At 71.0% G+C, this 13235-nt stretch carries 11 protein-coding genes; 1 reads left to right on the top strand and 10 read right to left on the bottom strand.

Features of this window, described 5'->3' with window-relative positions; translation table 11 throughout:
- Nucleotides 1-262: 262 nt before the first annotated feature.
- The 5 genes from DA075_RS13060 to lptB form a co-directional block, all read right to left on the bottom strand.
- Nucleotides 263-580 carry a hypothetical protein gene (locus tag DA075_RS13060; protein WP_099956574.1) on the bottom strand — a complete coding sequence of 106 codons (318 nt, stop codon included), beginning with the start codon at nt 578-580 and terminating at the stop codon, nt 263-265.
- 16 nt (nt 581-596) lie between these two features.
- On the bottom strand, nt 597-1061 hold the full coding sequence (ptsN, locus tag DA075_RS13055) for a PTS IIA-like nitrogen regulatory protein PtsN (protein ID WP_048451812.1): 465 nt from the start codon (nt 1059-1061) through the stop codon (nt 597-599).
- A gap of 90 nt (nt 1062-1151) precedes the next feature.
- Complete coding sequence (gene hpf / locus DA075_RS13050) at nt 1152-1754, bottom strand: ribosome hibernation-promoting factor, HPF/YfiA family (RefSeq protein WP_099953604.1); 603 nt, start codon at nt 1752-1754, stop codon at nt 1152-1154.
- A 164-nt stretch (nt 1755-1918) separates the two neighbouring features.
- Nucleotides 1919-3487, bottom strand: coding sequence for an RNA polymerase factor sigma-54 (rpoN, locus tag DA075_RS13045; protein ID WP_099953603.1), 1569 nt, complete (start codon nt 3485-3487; stop codon nt 1919-1921).
- A gap of 402 nt (nt 3488-3889) precedes the next feature.
- On the bottom strand, nt 3890-4720 hold the full coding sequence (gene lptB, locus DA075_RS13040) for an LPS export ABC transporter ATP-binding protein (protein WP_099956573.1): 831 nt from the start codon (nt 4718-4720) through the stop codon (nt 3890-3892).
- A gap of 300 nt (nt 4721-5020) precedes the next feature.
- On the opposite strand from lptB, the gene DA075_RS13035 reads away from it, so the two are divergent.
- A complete protein-coding gene (locus DA075_RS13035; RefSeq protein WP_099953602.1) occupies nt 5021-6265 on the top strand; it encodes an amidase in 1245 nt (414 codons plus the stop codon).
- 241 nt (nt 6266-6506) lie between these two features.
- Here the strand turns inward: DA075_RS13035 and DA075_RS13030 are convergent, their stop codons facing one another.
- The 5 genes from DA075_RS13030 to DA075_RS13010 all read right to left on the bottom strand — a co-directional run bounded on the left by DA075_RS13030 (nt 6507) and on the right by DA075_RS13010 (nt 13161).
- Nucleotides 6507-9245, bottom strand: coding sequence for a bifunctional diguanylate cyclase/phosphodiesterase (locus tag DA075_RS13030; RefSeq protein ID WP_244936570.1), 2739 nt, complete (start codon nt 9243-9245; stop codon nt 6507-6509).
- A gap of 414 nt (nt 9246-9659) precedes the next feature.
- A complete protein-coding gene (locus tag DA075_RS13025; RefSeq protein ID WP_099953601.1) occupies nt 9660-10946 on the bottom strand; it encodes an NAD(P)/FAD-dependent oxidoreductase in 1287 nt (428 codons plus the stop codon).
- A 37-nt stretch (nt 10947-10983) separates the two neighbouring features.
- Nucleotides 10984-11715, bottom strand: a complete 732-nt coding sequence (locus DA075_RS13020) for an amino acid ABC transporter ATP-binding protein (RefSeq protein ID WP_099953600.1) — start codon at nt 11713-11715, stop codon at nt 10984-10986.
- Nucleotides 11712-12365: an amino acid ABC transporter permease gene (locus DA075_RS13015; RefSeq protein ID WP_099953599.1), complete on the bottom strand. Its 654-nt coding sequence runs from the start codon at nt 12363-12365 to the stop codon at nt 11712-11714. The genes DA075_RS13020 and DA075_RS13015 overlap by 4 nt, the downstream gene beginning before the upstream one ends.
- Before the next feature lie 16 nt (nt 12366-12381).
- A complete protein-coding gene (locus tag DA075_RS13010) occupies nt 12382-13161 on the bottom strand; it encodes an ABC transporter substrate-binding protein (protein WP_099953598.1) in 780 nt (259 codons plus the stop codon).
- Between the last annotated feature and the right edge of the window lie 74 nt (nt 13162-13235).

The raw sequence follows: 13235 nt of genomic DNA, 5'->3' as shown, positions 1-13235 counted from the left end.
TCATCGCACCCACGATTTCATCCTGAGGGGCGAGGCGATCGGAGATCGCCGAGCCTCGAAGGAGGCCCCCAGAAGTCTCCGAGCGAGCTGGAGCCCCTCCTTCGAGGCTTTCGCTTCGCGCGCGTTCTTCGATCGCCTCGCCCCTCAGGATGAGGGTATGTGTGGGATCGAAGAGGAGGCCGCATTGCTGCTCTGACGATCGGACGGGTCCCGACACAATCACGTGGACGCCGCGAGACGGGCCGCTCCGCCCGACCACCACCTACCGCCCCTTGCAGCGGCTCCGCAGCAGTTCTGAAAATTCCTTCTCGGACCCCTGGACCTGGGCCAGGCGCTCGCTCCGCTCCGCGCCCGAGAGGCAGCGGCCGTAGACGGTGGCGGCGCGGCGCATCGTGTCGACATGCTGGCGCCAGCCGCGGCAGCGATCGGCCTCGCTGTCGCCGAGGGTGTCCAGACGCTCGATCGCCATCTTCTGCGAGGATTGCGCCACCAGGAGGTCGCGGGCGCAGGTGCCGTCGGTGGCGCGGGCACCACCGGAGGCGACGACGAGGAGCGCCGCCGCACAGAGGGAAGTCCGCATCGTCACGCCGCTGTTCTCACGCCGCCTGGGCGGGGGATTGGGTGAGGAGGGCGTAGAGCGCATCGGCGTCGCGGGCGGCGCGGATGCGGTCGATGATGCCGGGCTCGCGCAACACCCGGGCGACCCGGGCGAGCGCCTTCAGGTGGTCGGCGCCGGCCCCCTCGGGGGCGAGCAGCAGGAAGGCGATGTCGACCGGCTGGCCGTCCAGGGCCTCGAAATCGACCGGGCGCTCGAGGCGGGCCATCAGGCCGAACAGCGTGTCGAGCCCCGGCAGCTTGCCGTGCGGGATCGCCACGCCCTCGCCGATGCCGGTCGAGCCGAGGCGTTCCCGCTGCAGCAGCGTCTCGAAGATCTCGCGCTCGTCCAGGCCCGGCAGGTGGCGGGCCGCCTGGGCGGCCAGCTCCTGCAGAACCTGCTTTTTCCCCTGCGCGCGCAGCGCCGGGAGGACCGCCTCCGGCTTCAGGAATTCCAGCAATGGCATCGAGACCGCTGCCTCATCGGCGGGGAGCGCGACGGCGCCCCGCACTTGTTCCAGGACCGGAGGCCTTCCGCGGCAGGGGGTTAGACCTGCTCACGGAGTGCCGCGTTCCGGCGGATCGATCCAGCCGATCGCGCCGTCGCCCCGACGATATACGACGTTGACCCGCTCGGTTCCAGCGTGAACGAAGACGAGAACGGGGACACCGGTGAGATCGAGCTCCACCACCGCCTCGCTCACCGTGCGACGGTGCAGGGTGCGGGTGCTCTCGGCGATGATCGGCGGGTGCTCGCCGGTATCCTCCTCGGGCGCTTCCATCACCGAGTAGGCCGCCTCCATCACGGCGGTGTCGACAGCCCGCAAGGCCCCGTCGGCGGCCGCGCCCTTGGCGTGCCCGTTCGGATGGGCCTTGAGGCGGTGCTTGTAGCGGCGCAGGCGCTTCTCGATCCGCTCGGCGGTCTGGTCGAAGCTCGCATAGGCGTCGTGGGCGGCGCCCGACGCCTCGAGGGTGATGCCCGAGGGCAGGTGCAGCACGCAGTCGGTACGATAGGCGCTGCCGTCCCGTCCGACCGTCACGTGGCCGTGGTAGGCACCGTCGAAGTACTTGGCGAGGGCGGCCGAGATCCGCTCCTCCACCCGGGTTCTCAGGGCTTCCCCGAGATCCACGCCGCGACCCGACACGCGCAACGCTGCCATCAGCTCCCTCCGGTCTCGTTGTCCGTCGGCCCTGGCTCGGGGACGTCTCCGGCGCCAGGGCCGGCCCTCAAGAGCTAAGAACGCCCGGACGCGAAGTCAACGAAGCCGGCTCAGTTGCGGCGGAGGAGGGGCGGCGCCCTCCGGAGGCTCGGCCCCCGGGCGTCCTACCGCGCCGGCATCGCGGCACGCTCGCGCCGGCGCTCGATCGAGGAGGGGATGCGTAACGATTCCCGGTACTTCGCCACGGTGCGGCGGGCGATGTCGACACCCTCGCCGCGCAGGCGCTGCACCAGGGCATCGTCCGACAGCACGTCGGCGGCGGTCTCGGAATCGATGAGCTGCTTGATGCGGTGGCGCACGGCCTCGGAGGAATGGGCCGCGGCGCCCGCCGCCCCGGGGATCGCCGCGGTGAAGAAGTACTTCATCTCGAAGGTGCCGCGGCTGGTGCCGATCGACTTGTTCGAGGTCACCCGCGAGACGGTGGATTCGTGCATGCCGATCGCGTCGGCGACGGTCTTCAGGTTGAGCGGCCGCAAGTAGGCGACGCCGTTGACGAAGAACCCGTCCTGCTGGCGCACGATCTCGCTCGCCACCTTCAGGATGGTGCGGGCGCGCTGCTCCAGGCTGCGGGTGAGCCAGTTGGCGGTCTGGAGGCATTCCGACAGGAAGGCCTTGTCGGTGTCGGTCGTCGCCCCGCGCGAGACGGTGGCGTAGTAGCTCTGGTTGACCAGAACCCGCGGCAGGGCCTCGCTGTTGAGCTCGACGAGCCAGGAGCCGTCCGGGGCCGGGCGCACGAACACGTCCGGCACCAGCACCTCGACCGGGCTGGCGCCGAAGGCGCGGCCGGGCTTCGGGTCGAGGCGGCGCAGCTCCGACAGCATGTCGGCGAGGTCCTCCTCGTCGACCCCGCACAGGCGGCGCAAGGACGAAAAGTCGCGCTTGGCCACGAGGTCGAGGCGCGAGACCAGGGCCTGCATCGCCGGATCGAAGCGGTCCTGCTCGCGCAGCTGGATCGCCAGGCACTCGGCGAGGTCGCGGGCGCCGACGCCGGACGGGTCGAAGCCCTGGACGATCCCCAGCACCCGCTCGACGATGGCCAGACCGACGCCGAGGCGCTCGGCCAGGGTTGCGAGGTCCTCGCGCAGGTAGCCGGCCTCGTCGACCGCATCGACCAGGAAGCCGCCGACCAGGCGCTCGACGGGATCGCGGGTCGCGATGTCGAGCTGGGCCGAGAGGTGGTCGTGCAGCGAGGATTCGGCGGTCAGCGTCGCCTCGAAATCCGGCGCCTCGCCGTCGAAGCTGCCGCCGGTGCCGCTCCAGGGCGCCGGGGTGAGCGACAGCGCCTCGCCCCCCGCCGCCGGCGCCTCGCGGCCCACCGGGCCGTCATCCGGAAAGACGTTGTCGAGGCGGGTGCCGAGATCGCCCTCGATCTCGCTGCGGCTCGGGTTGAGGTCGTGGGACAGCCAGGGCTCGGCCGCCCCGTCGCCGTCGAACCGGTCGCCGTCGAACCCGTCCCCGTCGCCGCCCGATTCGGCAGCCTCGCCGCGGGACTCGCCGGGCTCCGGTGCTTCGACCTCGACCCGCTCCAGGAGCGGGTTGCGCTCCAGCTCGGCATCGACATAGGTCGCGAGGTCGAGGTGAGAGAGTTGCAGAAGCTTGATCGCCTGCAGGAGTTGCGGCGTCATCACCAGGGCCTGGCCCTGGCGCATCTCGAGCCGTTGCAGCAAACCCATCAGCCAGCCCCGCCATGCGACGCCCCGGTTACGGCCGGGGTCGGCACAAGTCTTGCTTCACACATCTGACAGCAGCTTTAAACCGAAGCGTGACACGCGTCAAAGCGATCGTGCGAGCCTGGCGGGCCACGCCGCGAGGGTGGCGCAGGACCGGAAGGGGCGCCAGTGAAAAAACGGCTTGCCGCCGCCGGGACGCAAGGGGAGCGAAATCGGCGGGCGCGGCGGCGCAGCAGACGATCCCATCACGGGTGAGAACGACCTGCGATCGGTTCTATCTGCCGTCTTGTGGTGTTGTGCCGTGCGTCGGCGGGAATGAATCGATCTTTCGCCCGCACGATCGTCCCGGGACGATGGGCGGGATGATCGTGGGGCGATCCGGTTCCCTCGCGCGGCCCCGATTCCCTACAACCGGAAATCCTCGCCGAGATACAACCGTCGCACGTCCTCGTTCGCCACGATCTCGTCGGGCGTGCCCTCGGTGAGGATGCGGCCGGAATGCACGATATAGGCCCGGTCGATCAGGCCCAGCGTCTCGCGCACGTTGTGGTCGGTGATGAGCACGCCGATGCCGCGGCCCTTGAGATGCATCACCAGTTCCTGGATGTCGCCGACCGCGATCGGGTCGATGCCCGCGAAGGGCTCGTCGAGCAGCATGAAGGAGGGCGAGGAGGCGAGCGCCCGGGCGATCTCGCAGCGCCGCCGCTCGCCGCCCGAGAGCGCGATCGAGGGCGACTTGCGCAGGCGGGTGATGTTGAACTCCTCGAGCAGCGAATCGAGCTTGCGCTCGCGGGCCTTGCGGTCGGGCTCGACCACCTCGAGCACCGCCCGGATGTTGTCCTCGACGTTGAGGCCGCGGAAGATCGAGGCCTCCTGCGGCAGGTAGCCGATGCCGAGCCGGGCGCGCTGGTACATCGGCAGCCGGGTGATCTCGTGGCCGTCGAGGCTGATCGTGCCGCGATCGGCCGAGACGAGGCCGGTGATCATGTAGAAGATCGTTGTCTTGCCGGCCCCGTTGGGGCCGAGCAGGCCCACCGCCTCGCCGTTGCGCACGGTGAGGCCGGCATCGTGCACCACCGTGCGGGCGCCGTAGCTCTTCTTGAGGCCGGCCACCGCCAGGATGCCGGGCCCGCCGAAACCGTCCGCGGCACCGTCCTGCGCCGCCGTCAGGGCATCGGTCCTGCGCCCGCGGCCGAACAGGCGCCCGAGGCGCGAGGCGGTCCTGGCAGTCGGCATGGCACGCGTCAGGGTCGCTTCGGCTTGCAGGGGCAGGGCGGAGGGAAAGGTCACGGGCTCACTCGCGAAGGATGCCGGGTCCCCGGCGCCCCGCCGCGTCGGCCTGATCCGCCCCAGGCGGCCGTGCGGCGGATGAACGGCGCCGGTTTAGCCGAAGCCGGCCCCCGGCCGCAACGCGCGCGAGTCCCGCCAGGCCGCGCCGGGCCCCGCTTCGTGTCCTGGAACACATCGCCCTAATGCGCTTACAAAGTCTTTCGACCGATTCTCCCTGCACCCGACTCCTCTCGCCCGGACGGCCCGATGCTCTCGCTCCTCGACCTCTGCGCCCGAATCGATGCCGGCCGGCTGACGCCCGAGGGGGCGATCGGCCTCGTGCGCGAGGCGATCGCGGCCCGCGAGCCGGAGGTCGGCGCCCTGGTCTGCGTCGATCCGGCGCCGGTCGTCCCGGGCAAGGGCCCGCTCGCCGGCATCGCGGTCGGGATCAAGGACATCATCGACACCGCCGACCTGCCGACGCGGATGGGTTCGGCCATCTATGACGGCTGGCGCCCGCGCGCCGACGCGCCGGCGGTGGCGCGGCTGAAGACCCTCGGCGCGGTGCCGCTGGCCAAGACCACCACCACGCCCTTCGCCTTCCTCGACCCCACGGCGACCCGCAACCCGAACCATCCCGGCCACACACCCGGCGGCTCCTCGGCCGGCTCGGCCGCCGCGGTGGCGGCCGGGATGCTGCCCCTCGCCCTCGGCACCCAGACCGGAGGCTCGATCATCCGCCCGGCGGCGTTCTGCGGCGTCGTCGGGGTCAAGCCGTCGTTCCGGCTGCTGCCGACCGTGGGAGTGAAGTGCTATTCCTGGGCCCTCGACACGCTCGGCCTGTTCGCGGCCGGCGTCGCGGATGCCGCCCACGCGCTGGCGCTGCTGGCCGACCGGCCGGCCATCGCGCGGGTGGAGGAGGCGGGCGCGCCCCGGATCGGGATCCTGCGCCAGGATTTCTGCGCCGCCCCCGAGCCGGAGGCGGAGGCGGCCCTCGCCCGGGCAGCGCAAGCCGCCGAGCGGGCCGGCGCGGCGATCCGCGACCTCACCCTGCCGGCGCCGTTCGGCGAGGCCTTCGCGGTCCACGGCACGATCCAGGACTACGAGGCGCGCCAGGCGCTGGCCTGGGAATACGCCACCCACCGCGACGCCCTGCCGCCGCGCCTGCGCGCCGCCCTCGACGCGGCGCAAGGGATCGAGACCGCCTCCTACGACGCCGCCCGCCGCACCGCCCACCACGCCCGGCGCGGCCTGAAGGACGTCTTCTCGGAGGGCGGCTTCGACGTGCTGCTGACCTATGCCGCCCCGGGCGCGGCGCCGGCCGGCCTCGACCACACGGGCGATTCGCGCTTCAACCGCCTCTGGACCCTGATGGGCGTGCCCTGCGTCACCCTGCCGGTCGACCGGACCTCCGCCGGCCTGCCGGTCGGCATCCAGGTGATCGCCCGGTTCGGCGACGACGGACGGGCGCTCGCGGCGGCGGGGCTGATCGAGCGGGCGCTGCGGGAGTAATGCCAACGGTCGTTGAGAATGACCGTTGGTTCCGTTCTCGAATTTCTGCCGAGCCTATGGCTTGAAATCGGAAATTCGAGGTGGACCGATGCGTCAGCATCCTGGGCCATCGGTATCATACCATCGCGCTTTCGCATCGACGTGTCGATGCGAGGGCGTCCGGCGCATCGGCGCCGGCGCCCGTTCGGGCTTAGCCAGCGCCTTCGAACGAGTCCGTTCGGAGGCGCTGGGGTATAAAAGCTCACGCCGCCGCCGACACCCCGTCGCCCCGCCCCTCGATCTCGCGCAGCGCGCCGATCGGGCGGGGCCGGCCGAACAGGTAGCCCTGCAACTCGTCGCAGCCCGCCTCACGCAGGATCGCGGCCTGCGCCTCGGTTTCGACGCCCTCGGCCAGCACGACCATGCCGAGGGCCTTTCCGAGACCGATCGTGGCGCGGACGATCTCGACGCTGCCGGTCTCCTCGCCCGCATCCAGCCCGAGACCCTGCACGAAGCACCGGTCGATCTTGATCTTGTCGAAGGGGAAGCGGCGCAGGTAGCTCAGGGACGAGTAGCCGGTGCCGAAATCGTCCATCGCCGTGCCGATCCCGAGGGCGCGCAGACGGTGCAGGATCGCCAGCGTCGCGTCGTCGTCCTGCAGCAGCACCGATTCGGTGATCTCGAGTTCGAGCCGCTCCGGCGGCAGGCCGCTCGCCGCGAGGGCCGCCGTCACCTCCTCGACGAGGCTGTCGCCGACGAACTGCGCCGGGGAGAGGTTCACCGCCACCTTGATGTCGGCGGGCCAGGCGGCGGCGTCGGCGCAGGCCCGGGCGAGCGCCCAGCTGCCGAGCCGGCGGATCTGCCCGGTCGCCTCGGCGATCGGGATGAACTCGCCCGGGCTGACGAAGCCCTCGCGCGGGTGGCGCCAGCGCAGCAGCGCCTCGCGGGCACGCAGGCCCGACCCGTCGGCGGCGACGATCGGCTGGTAGTGGAGGTCGAGCTGGCCCTCGGCGAGGGCGCTGCGCAGGTCCGCGCCGAGCTGGCGGCGGCGTTGCAGGTCGGCATCCATCGCCGGGTCGAAGGCGCGCCAGCCGTTCCGCCCCGAGGCCTTCGCCTGGTAGAGGGCGACGTCGGCCCGGCGCAGCAGCTCGGCGGTGGTGAGGCCGGATTCGGTGGTCATCGCGAGGCCGACCGAGGTGCCGATGCCGACCTCGTGGCCCTGGACCTCGAAGGGCCGCCGCAGCAGCCGCACGATCCGCTCGGCCAGCGCCGCCACGCCGGCCGGGTGCGAGGGCGCGCAGCGGATCACCGCGAACTCGTCGCCGCCCAGGCGCCCGACGAGGGCCGTGCCGCCGACCGCCTCCTGGAGGCGCCGGGCCACGAGGCCCAGGAGCTCGTCGCCGACCGGATGGCCGTGGGTGTCGTTGACGTCCTTGAAGCCGTCGAGGTCGAGGCAGAGCACGCTCACCGCCTCGTCGGCGCCGCGTTCCGCCAGGGCCGCGTCCAGGCGCTCCTGAAGCTGCGCACGGTTCGGCAGCCCGGTCAGGGCGTCGTGCCGGGCCATGTGGGCGATGCGCGCCTCGCTGCGGCGGCGCTCCGTCACGTCCTCATGCGTGCAGATCCAGCCGCCGCCCGGAATCGGCACGTGCACGACCGCGATGGCGCGCCCGTCGGCCAGGTCGCAGGTGAAGCTCGCCGGCGTCCCGCCGGCGGCGATGCGGGCGCAGGATTCCACCAGCGGCACCGCCAGCCGCCCGGCTGCGCCGAGATGCCCCAGCAGCGCCGAGAGCGGCGTGCCCGGCTGGCGCAGGGTCTCCGGCATGGCATACATCTGCGCGTAGCGCGCGTTCATCACGATCAGCCGGTCGTCGCGGTCGAACAGGCACAGGCCCTGGGTCATGTGGTCGAGGGCGATGCCGAACTGGGCGTGCTGGGCACTGAGCTCCCGCTCTGCCAGCGCGCGCAACTCGGCGGCGGCGCGGGCGGCCTCCGCCTGCGCCAGCCGCGCCTGCGCCCGCGCCTGGCGGAAGGCGATGAGCACCAGCCCGGCGAGGCCGAGATCGAGCAGAAGCGCGGCCGCGCCGATAAGCCACGCCTGCCGGCGCCATTCGGCGAGGCTCGCCTCCGCGGTGCGGCTGACGCTCAGGATCATCGGGTAGCGCGCCAGGGCCCGGGTGGCGGCGATCCGGTCGTGGCCGTCGATCGGGCTGACGTTGCGAAGCACGCCGCCGGCCGGATTCTTGAGCGCGATGCGCACGGCCGCGGTCTCGGCGAAGCTCCGGCCGATGCTGCCGTCGTACTGGGGATAGCGCACCAGGAGGGTGCCGTCGTCGCGGAAAACCGAGACGACGTAGTCGCGCGCCGGTGCGATCGCCTCGTAGAGCCGCTCGAAATAGGCCAGCTCGACCGCGCCCAGCACCAAGCCGAGGAAGTTCCCGTCCGGAGCCCGCACCTTGCGGGCGATGTAGATCGTCCACACCCCGTCGCCGCGATTCTGCACCGGCCGGCTGATGAAGCGGTCGAGGGCGGGATCGGTCGCGAGGGCCTTGAAGTAGTCCCGGTCGGCGATGTTGACCGTCGGGATCGGCCAGTAGCGGCTGAAGTTCAGAAGGGTGCCGCGGCGGTCGATCACCGTGACGGCGTTCACCTGCGGCAAGGCGGCGATCCGGGTCTTGAGCGCCTCGTGCAGCGGCTCCCGACCGGCGAACGCCGCGTAGGCCTCCTCGCTCGCCACCTGCGCGCTCCGGACCTCGCCGATCACAGTGTCCTGGACCAGCTCGATCGATTGCAGCGCACGGTCGGCCTGGTCAGCGAGGACCGTGGAGAGGCCGACCAAGCTGCGCTCGGTCTCCGTGACTGCGTGCTCGTGCAGGCTGCGCACCAGCAGCCCCGCTGTGGTCGCGATCAGCGCCGCCAGCAGGCCGGCGGATGCCGCCACCATCCGGAAGGAGCGGCGGCGCGGGGCCTCCGTGGGCCGTAAGATCTTGATCGTCGAGTCCACAGCTCTCGTCTGGTCAAAGAGAACACGCAGATCCGACATGTATGCGCTGCAGGTTTAAGGAGCCATGAAGCCGGGTGCCGGATTTCGGATTCGTCGGGAGAGGGGCCGAGTATAGAGGCGAGCTTCGATTTCAAGGGCGCAGAGATCGTATCGCGCCGACTGCCCCCGGGCGCACCGGCCCGGCCGGAACGGCCGCCTTCCAGCGAGAAAATACAATATGGCTGGGCTAGCGCAGCGATCTCGTCCCCGCTCGGACCGGCGAGGAACAGATATTGACCGACGCCCGGAAAATATTCCCGCCACAGGGTGCCACTCCCCTAGCGTCACGACTGGACCTGACGGGTGACACGCGGCATCGGCGCGCGTCGGTAGAGAGATCGGAGCAGCGCCCCAGCGGCGATCGACTTGCCGCCGTCACAACCCTCCATCCCGCAGCCGGTACCAGGCCACCACCGCCGAGGCGTAGAGCCGGTGCAGCCCGTGCAGCGGCAGCGGCGTGATCGGGGTGGGGGCGAGCGGCAGCGCATCGGCGTCGCCCCGGGCGATAGAGGCGGCGATCGCCTGACCCATGCGGGTCTGCAGGCCGACGCCGCGGCCCTGGCAGCCGATATCGATGAGGAGGCCGGGCTCGGGGGCATGCAGGTGAGGCAGGTAGTCGCGGGTGACCGCGACCCGTCCGCACCAGCGGTGATCGAAGCCGATCCCGGCGAGCTGCGGGAACAGTTTCGGGACGATCCGCTCCAGGTGCGCCCAGTCGCTCTGCCCTCTGGGCTCGCGGAACGGCCCGCGCCCGCCGAGCAGCAGCCGGCCGGTATGGTCGAGGCGGAAATAGAGCAGGAGCTTGCGGGTGTCGGAGGAGACCTGGCCCTCCGGCAGCACCGTGCGGCGCAGGTTGTCGGAGAGCGGCGTCGTGGCGACCTGGAACGAGTTCGCCGCGATGATCGTCTGGCGCAAGTTCGGCCACAGGTCGCCCGAATAGCCGTTGGTGCAGAGCACCACCCGCTCGGTGGTCAGGCTCGGTCCGGACGCGGTCCGCACCGTCCAGACATCGCCCTGCCGCGACAGGCCGGTCACCGGGGTGCCGGTATGGATGCGGGCGCCGGCCGCCAGGGCCGCCCGCGCGAGGCCGCGGGCGTAGGAAAGCGGCTGCACCGCCCCGCCGCGCCCGTCGAGCCAGCCGCCGCGGTAGCGCTCGGAGCCGAGGAGCCGGTCGGTCTCGGCCTTGTCGAGGAGGCGCGCCGGGGCGCCGCGCCGCGCCCATTGCTCCGCCCGGCGTTCCGCCTGGGCCAGCCCCTCGTCGGTATGGGCGCCCTGGATCCAGCCGGTGCGGGTGTGGGGCACGTCCATCCGGTGCTTCGCGATGAGGTCGAACACCGCGTCGGCGGTGCCGGCCCCGAAGGCGGCGAGGCGCTCGCCGCGTTCCGCCCCGAACATCTGCACGAGTTCGTCGGGATCGTGCTTGAGGCCCGGGATCACCTGGCCGCCGTTGCGGCCCGATCCGCCGAAGCCGATCTCGCGGGCCTCGAGCAAGACGGGCTTCAGGCCTCCTTCCGCGAGGTGGAGCGCCGTCGAGAGGCCGCAGAAGCCGCCGCCGATCACCACCACGTCGGCCCGGCCGGATTCGGCGAGGGGCTGCGTGGCGGGCGGGGGCGCGGCCGTCGTGGCCCAGAGGGCGGGCCCGAGGGGGAAGGGTTCGGTCATGGCTCGGAACTCGGCTCGGAACTCGGCTCGGAACTCGTCACAGCGGGTTCAGCACCCGTCTCAGGAAGTCCTGGGTGCGGGGCTGCTGCGGCCGGCCCAGCACCTCGCGGGCCGGCCCCTCCTCGACGATCACGCCGCCGTCGAGGAAGAGCACCCGGTCGGCGACCTCGCGGGCAAAGCTCATCTCGTGGGTCACGACCACCATGGTCATCCCCTCCTCGGCGAGCCCGCGCATCACGCCTAAGACCTCGCCGACGAGCTCCGGATCGAGGGCCGAGGTCGGCTCGTCGAACAGGATCGCGTCGGGCCGCATGGCCAGCGCCCGGGCGATGGCGACCCGCTGCTGCTGGCCGCCCGAGAGCTTCGACGGATGAGCCTCCTCCTTGCCGGCGAGGCCGACCCGGGCGAGCAGCGCCCGGCCGCGCTCGGTCGCCTCCCGCCGGTTCTCGCCCTTCACGTAGATCGGCCCCTCGATGACGTTCTCGAGCGCCGTACGGTGGGGAAACAGGTTGAAGCGCTGGAACACCATCGAGACCTGGACCCGCACGGCGCGGATCGAGCGGTCGGCCCGGTCGACCCGGCGACCGTTCACGCGGATCGTCCCGCCATCGTAGGATTCGAGACCGTTGATGCAGCGCAGGACCGTGGACTTGCCCGAGCCCGACGGCCCGATCACGCAGACCACCTCGCCCTTCCGCACCTGGGCGGTGATGCCCTTGAGGACCGGCAGCGCCCCGTAGGACTTGCGGACGTCGTCGAGCTCGATCATCGCCGGCCGGCCTGCTTCTCGAAGTGACGCACGATCAGGATCAGCGGCAGGCTCAAGGTCAGGTACATCAGCGCCACCAGAGTGAACACGCTGGTGTTCTTGAAGGTCGCCGAGGCGATGAGCTTGCCTTGCAGCGCCAGCTCCGCCACCGTGATGGTGGAGGCCTGCGACGAATCCTTCAGCATCATGATCATCACGTTGCCGAAGGGCGGCAACGCGGTGCGGAAGGCCTGCGGCAGCAGCACACGCCGCATGGTCAGCCCCCAGCCCATGCCGATGGTCTGCGCCGCCTCGACCTGGCCCTTGTCGATCGCCTCGATGGCGGCCCGGAAATTCTCGGCCTGGTAGGCCGAGTAGGCGAGGCCTAAGCCCAGCACGCCCGCCTGCACCGCCGTGAGCGACAGCCCGAAATCCGGCAGCACGAAGTAGATGTAGAACAGCTGCACGATGATCGGGATGCCCCGGATCACGTTGATGAAGGTCGCGGCGAAGAACGAGAGGGCGCGCACGCCCGAGACCCGCATCATCGCCCAGACGAGGCCGAGCGCGGTCGAGACCACGAGCGAGCCCACCGTGATCAGGATCGTCAGCCACACACCCTGGAGCAGGATCGGAACGAACTCGCGGGCGTCAGACAGGAAGCTGTCCATGGACGGGCCGGCCCGCTCAGGACGGGTTCACGGAGGGCTGGAGGCCCCATTTCTCCAGGATCTTGGCCAGCTCGCCGCTCTCCTTGATCTTGGCGAGCCCGGCATTGATCTTCGCCAGGAGGGCGGTGTCGTCCTTGCGCACGCCGATCCCGACCGAGCCGACGACCACCGGCTTGTACGAGGCGACGAGGTGGGCGTTGGGGAAGTTGCCGCTCTTGAGGTTGTAGGCGATGATCGGCGAATCGGCGAAGATCGCCTTGACCCGGCCGGCATTCACGTCGCGCAGCATGTCGGGAAAGGTATCGTAGACCTTCACCTCGGGGAACTGGCCCGATTTCTTGAGCGCGTCGACGAAGGCGGTGCCGACCTGGGCGCCCACCGTCTCGCCCTTGAGATCGGAAAAGGCGGTGTAGGCCTTGGTGTCGGCCTTCGGCACCACCATCCCCTCGCCGTACGAATAGACCGGACCCGAGAAGGCGATCACCTCCTGGCGCGGCGGCGTGATGAACATCGCGGCCGAGATCGCGTCGATCTTCCTGGCGTTGAGCGCCGCGATCAGGCTCGAGAACTGGAACGGCTCGATCTGCACCGAGAAACCGGCCTGCTTGCCGATGGCGGTGATCACGTCCACCATCACGCCCTGGATGGTGTTGGTCTTGGTGTCGAGGAAGGTGAAGGGGATACCGGTCGGCGTCGAGCCGACCCGGACCGTCTCCTGCGCCACGGCGGGGCGGGCGAAGCCTGCGCCTGCGAGCAGCACCAGGGCCGCGCCTGCGGCCCGAATCATGCGCCTCATCGTCTTCTCCCCTGCCGGCACTTGCGGCTCTTTGACGACCTTTGTCGGTTCACCGATTGAATTTCATTGACATG

This window comes from Methylobacterium currus (assembly GCF_003058325.1).
Lineage (GTDB): Bacteria > Pseudomonadota > Alphaproteobacteria > Rhizobiales > Beijerinckiaceae > Methylobacterium > Methylobacterium currus.
Note: the sequence above shows the minus strand (reverse complement) of the source record. Positions and strands in the feature narration are given on the sequence as shown.

Bases quoted from the DNA above. Each gene is read 5' to 3' on its own strand.
- DA075_RS13010 (WP_099953598.1), bottom strand. From the start codon at position 13,161: ATGAGGCGCATGATTCGGGCCGCAGGCGCGGCCCTGGTGCTGCTCGCA.
- DA075_RS13015 (WP_099953599.1), bottom strand. From the start codon at position 12,365: ATGGACAGCTTCCTGTCTGACGCCCGCGAGTTCGTTCCGATCCTGCTC.
- DA075_RS13035 (WP_099953602.1), top strand. From the start codon at position 5,021: ATGCTCTCGCTCCTCGACCTCTGCGCCCGAATCGATGCCGGCCGGCTG.
- DA075_RS13060 (WP_099956574.1), bottom strand. From the start codon at position 580: ATGCGGACTTCCCTCTGTGCGGCGGCGCTCCTCGTCGTCGCCTCCGGT.
- lptB (WP_099956573.1), bottom strand. From the start codon at position 4,720: ATGCCGACTGCCAGGACCGCCTCGCGCCTCGGGCGCCTGTTCGGCCGC.
- ptsN (WP_048451812.1), bottom strand. From the start codon at position 1,061: ATGCCATTGCTGGAATTCCTGAAGCCGGAGGCGGTCCTCCCGGCGCTG.
- DA075_RS13025 (WP_099953601.1), bottom strand. From the start codon at position 10,946: ATGACCGAACCCTTCCCCCTCGGGCCCGCCCTCTGGGCCACGACGGCC.
- DA075_RS13020 (WP_099953600.1), bottom strand. From the start codon at position 11,715: ATGATCGAGCTCGACGACGTCCGCAAGTCCTACGGGGCGCTGCCGGTC.
- rpoN (WP_099953603.1), bottom strand. From the start codon at position 3,487: ATGGGTTTGCTGCAACGGCTCGAGATGCGCCAGGGCCAGGCCCTGGTG.
- hpf (WP_099953604.1), bottom strand. From the start codon at position 1,754: ATGGCAGCGTTGCGCGTGTCGGGTCGCGGCGTGGATCTCGGGGAAGCC.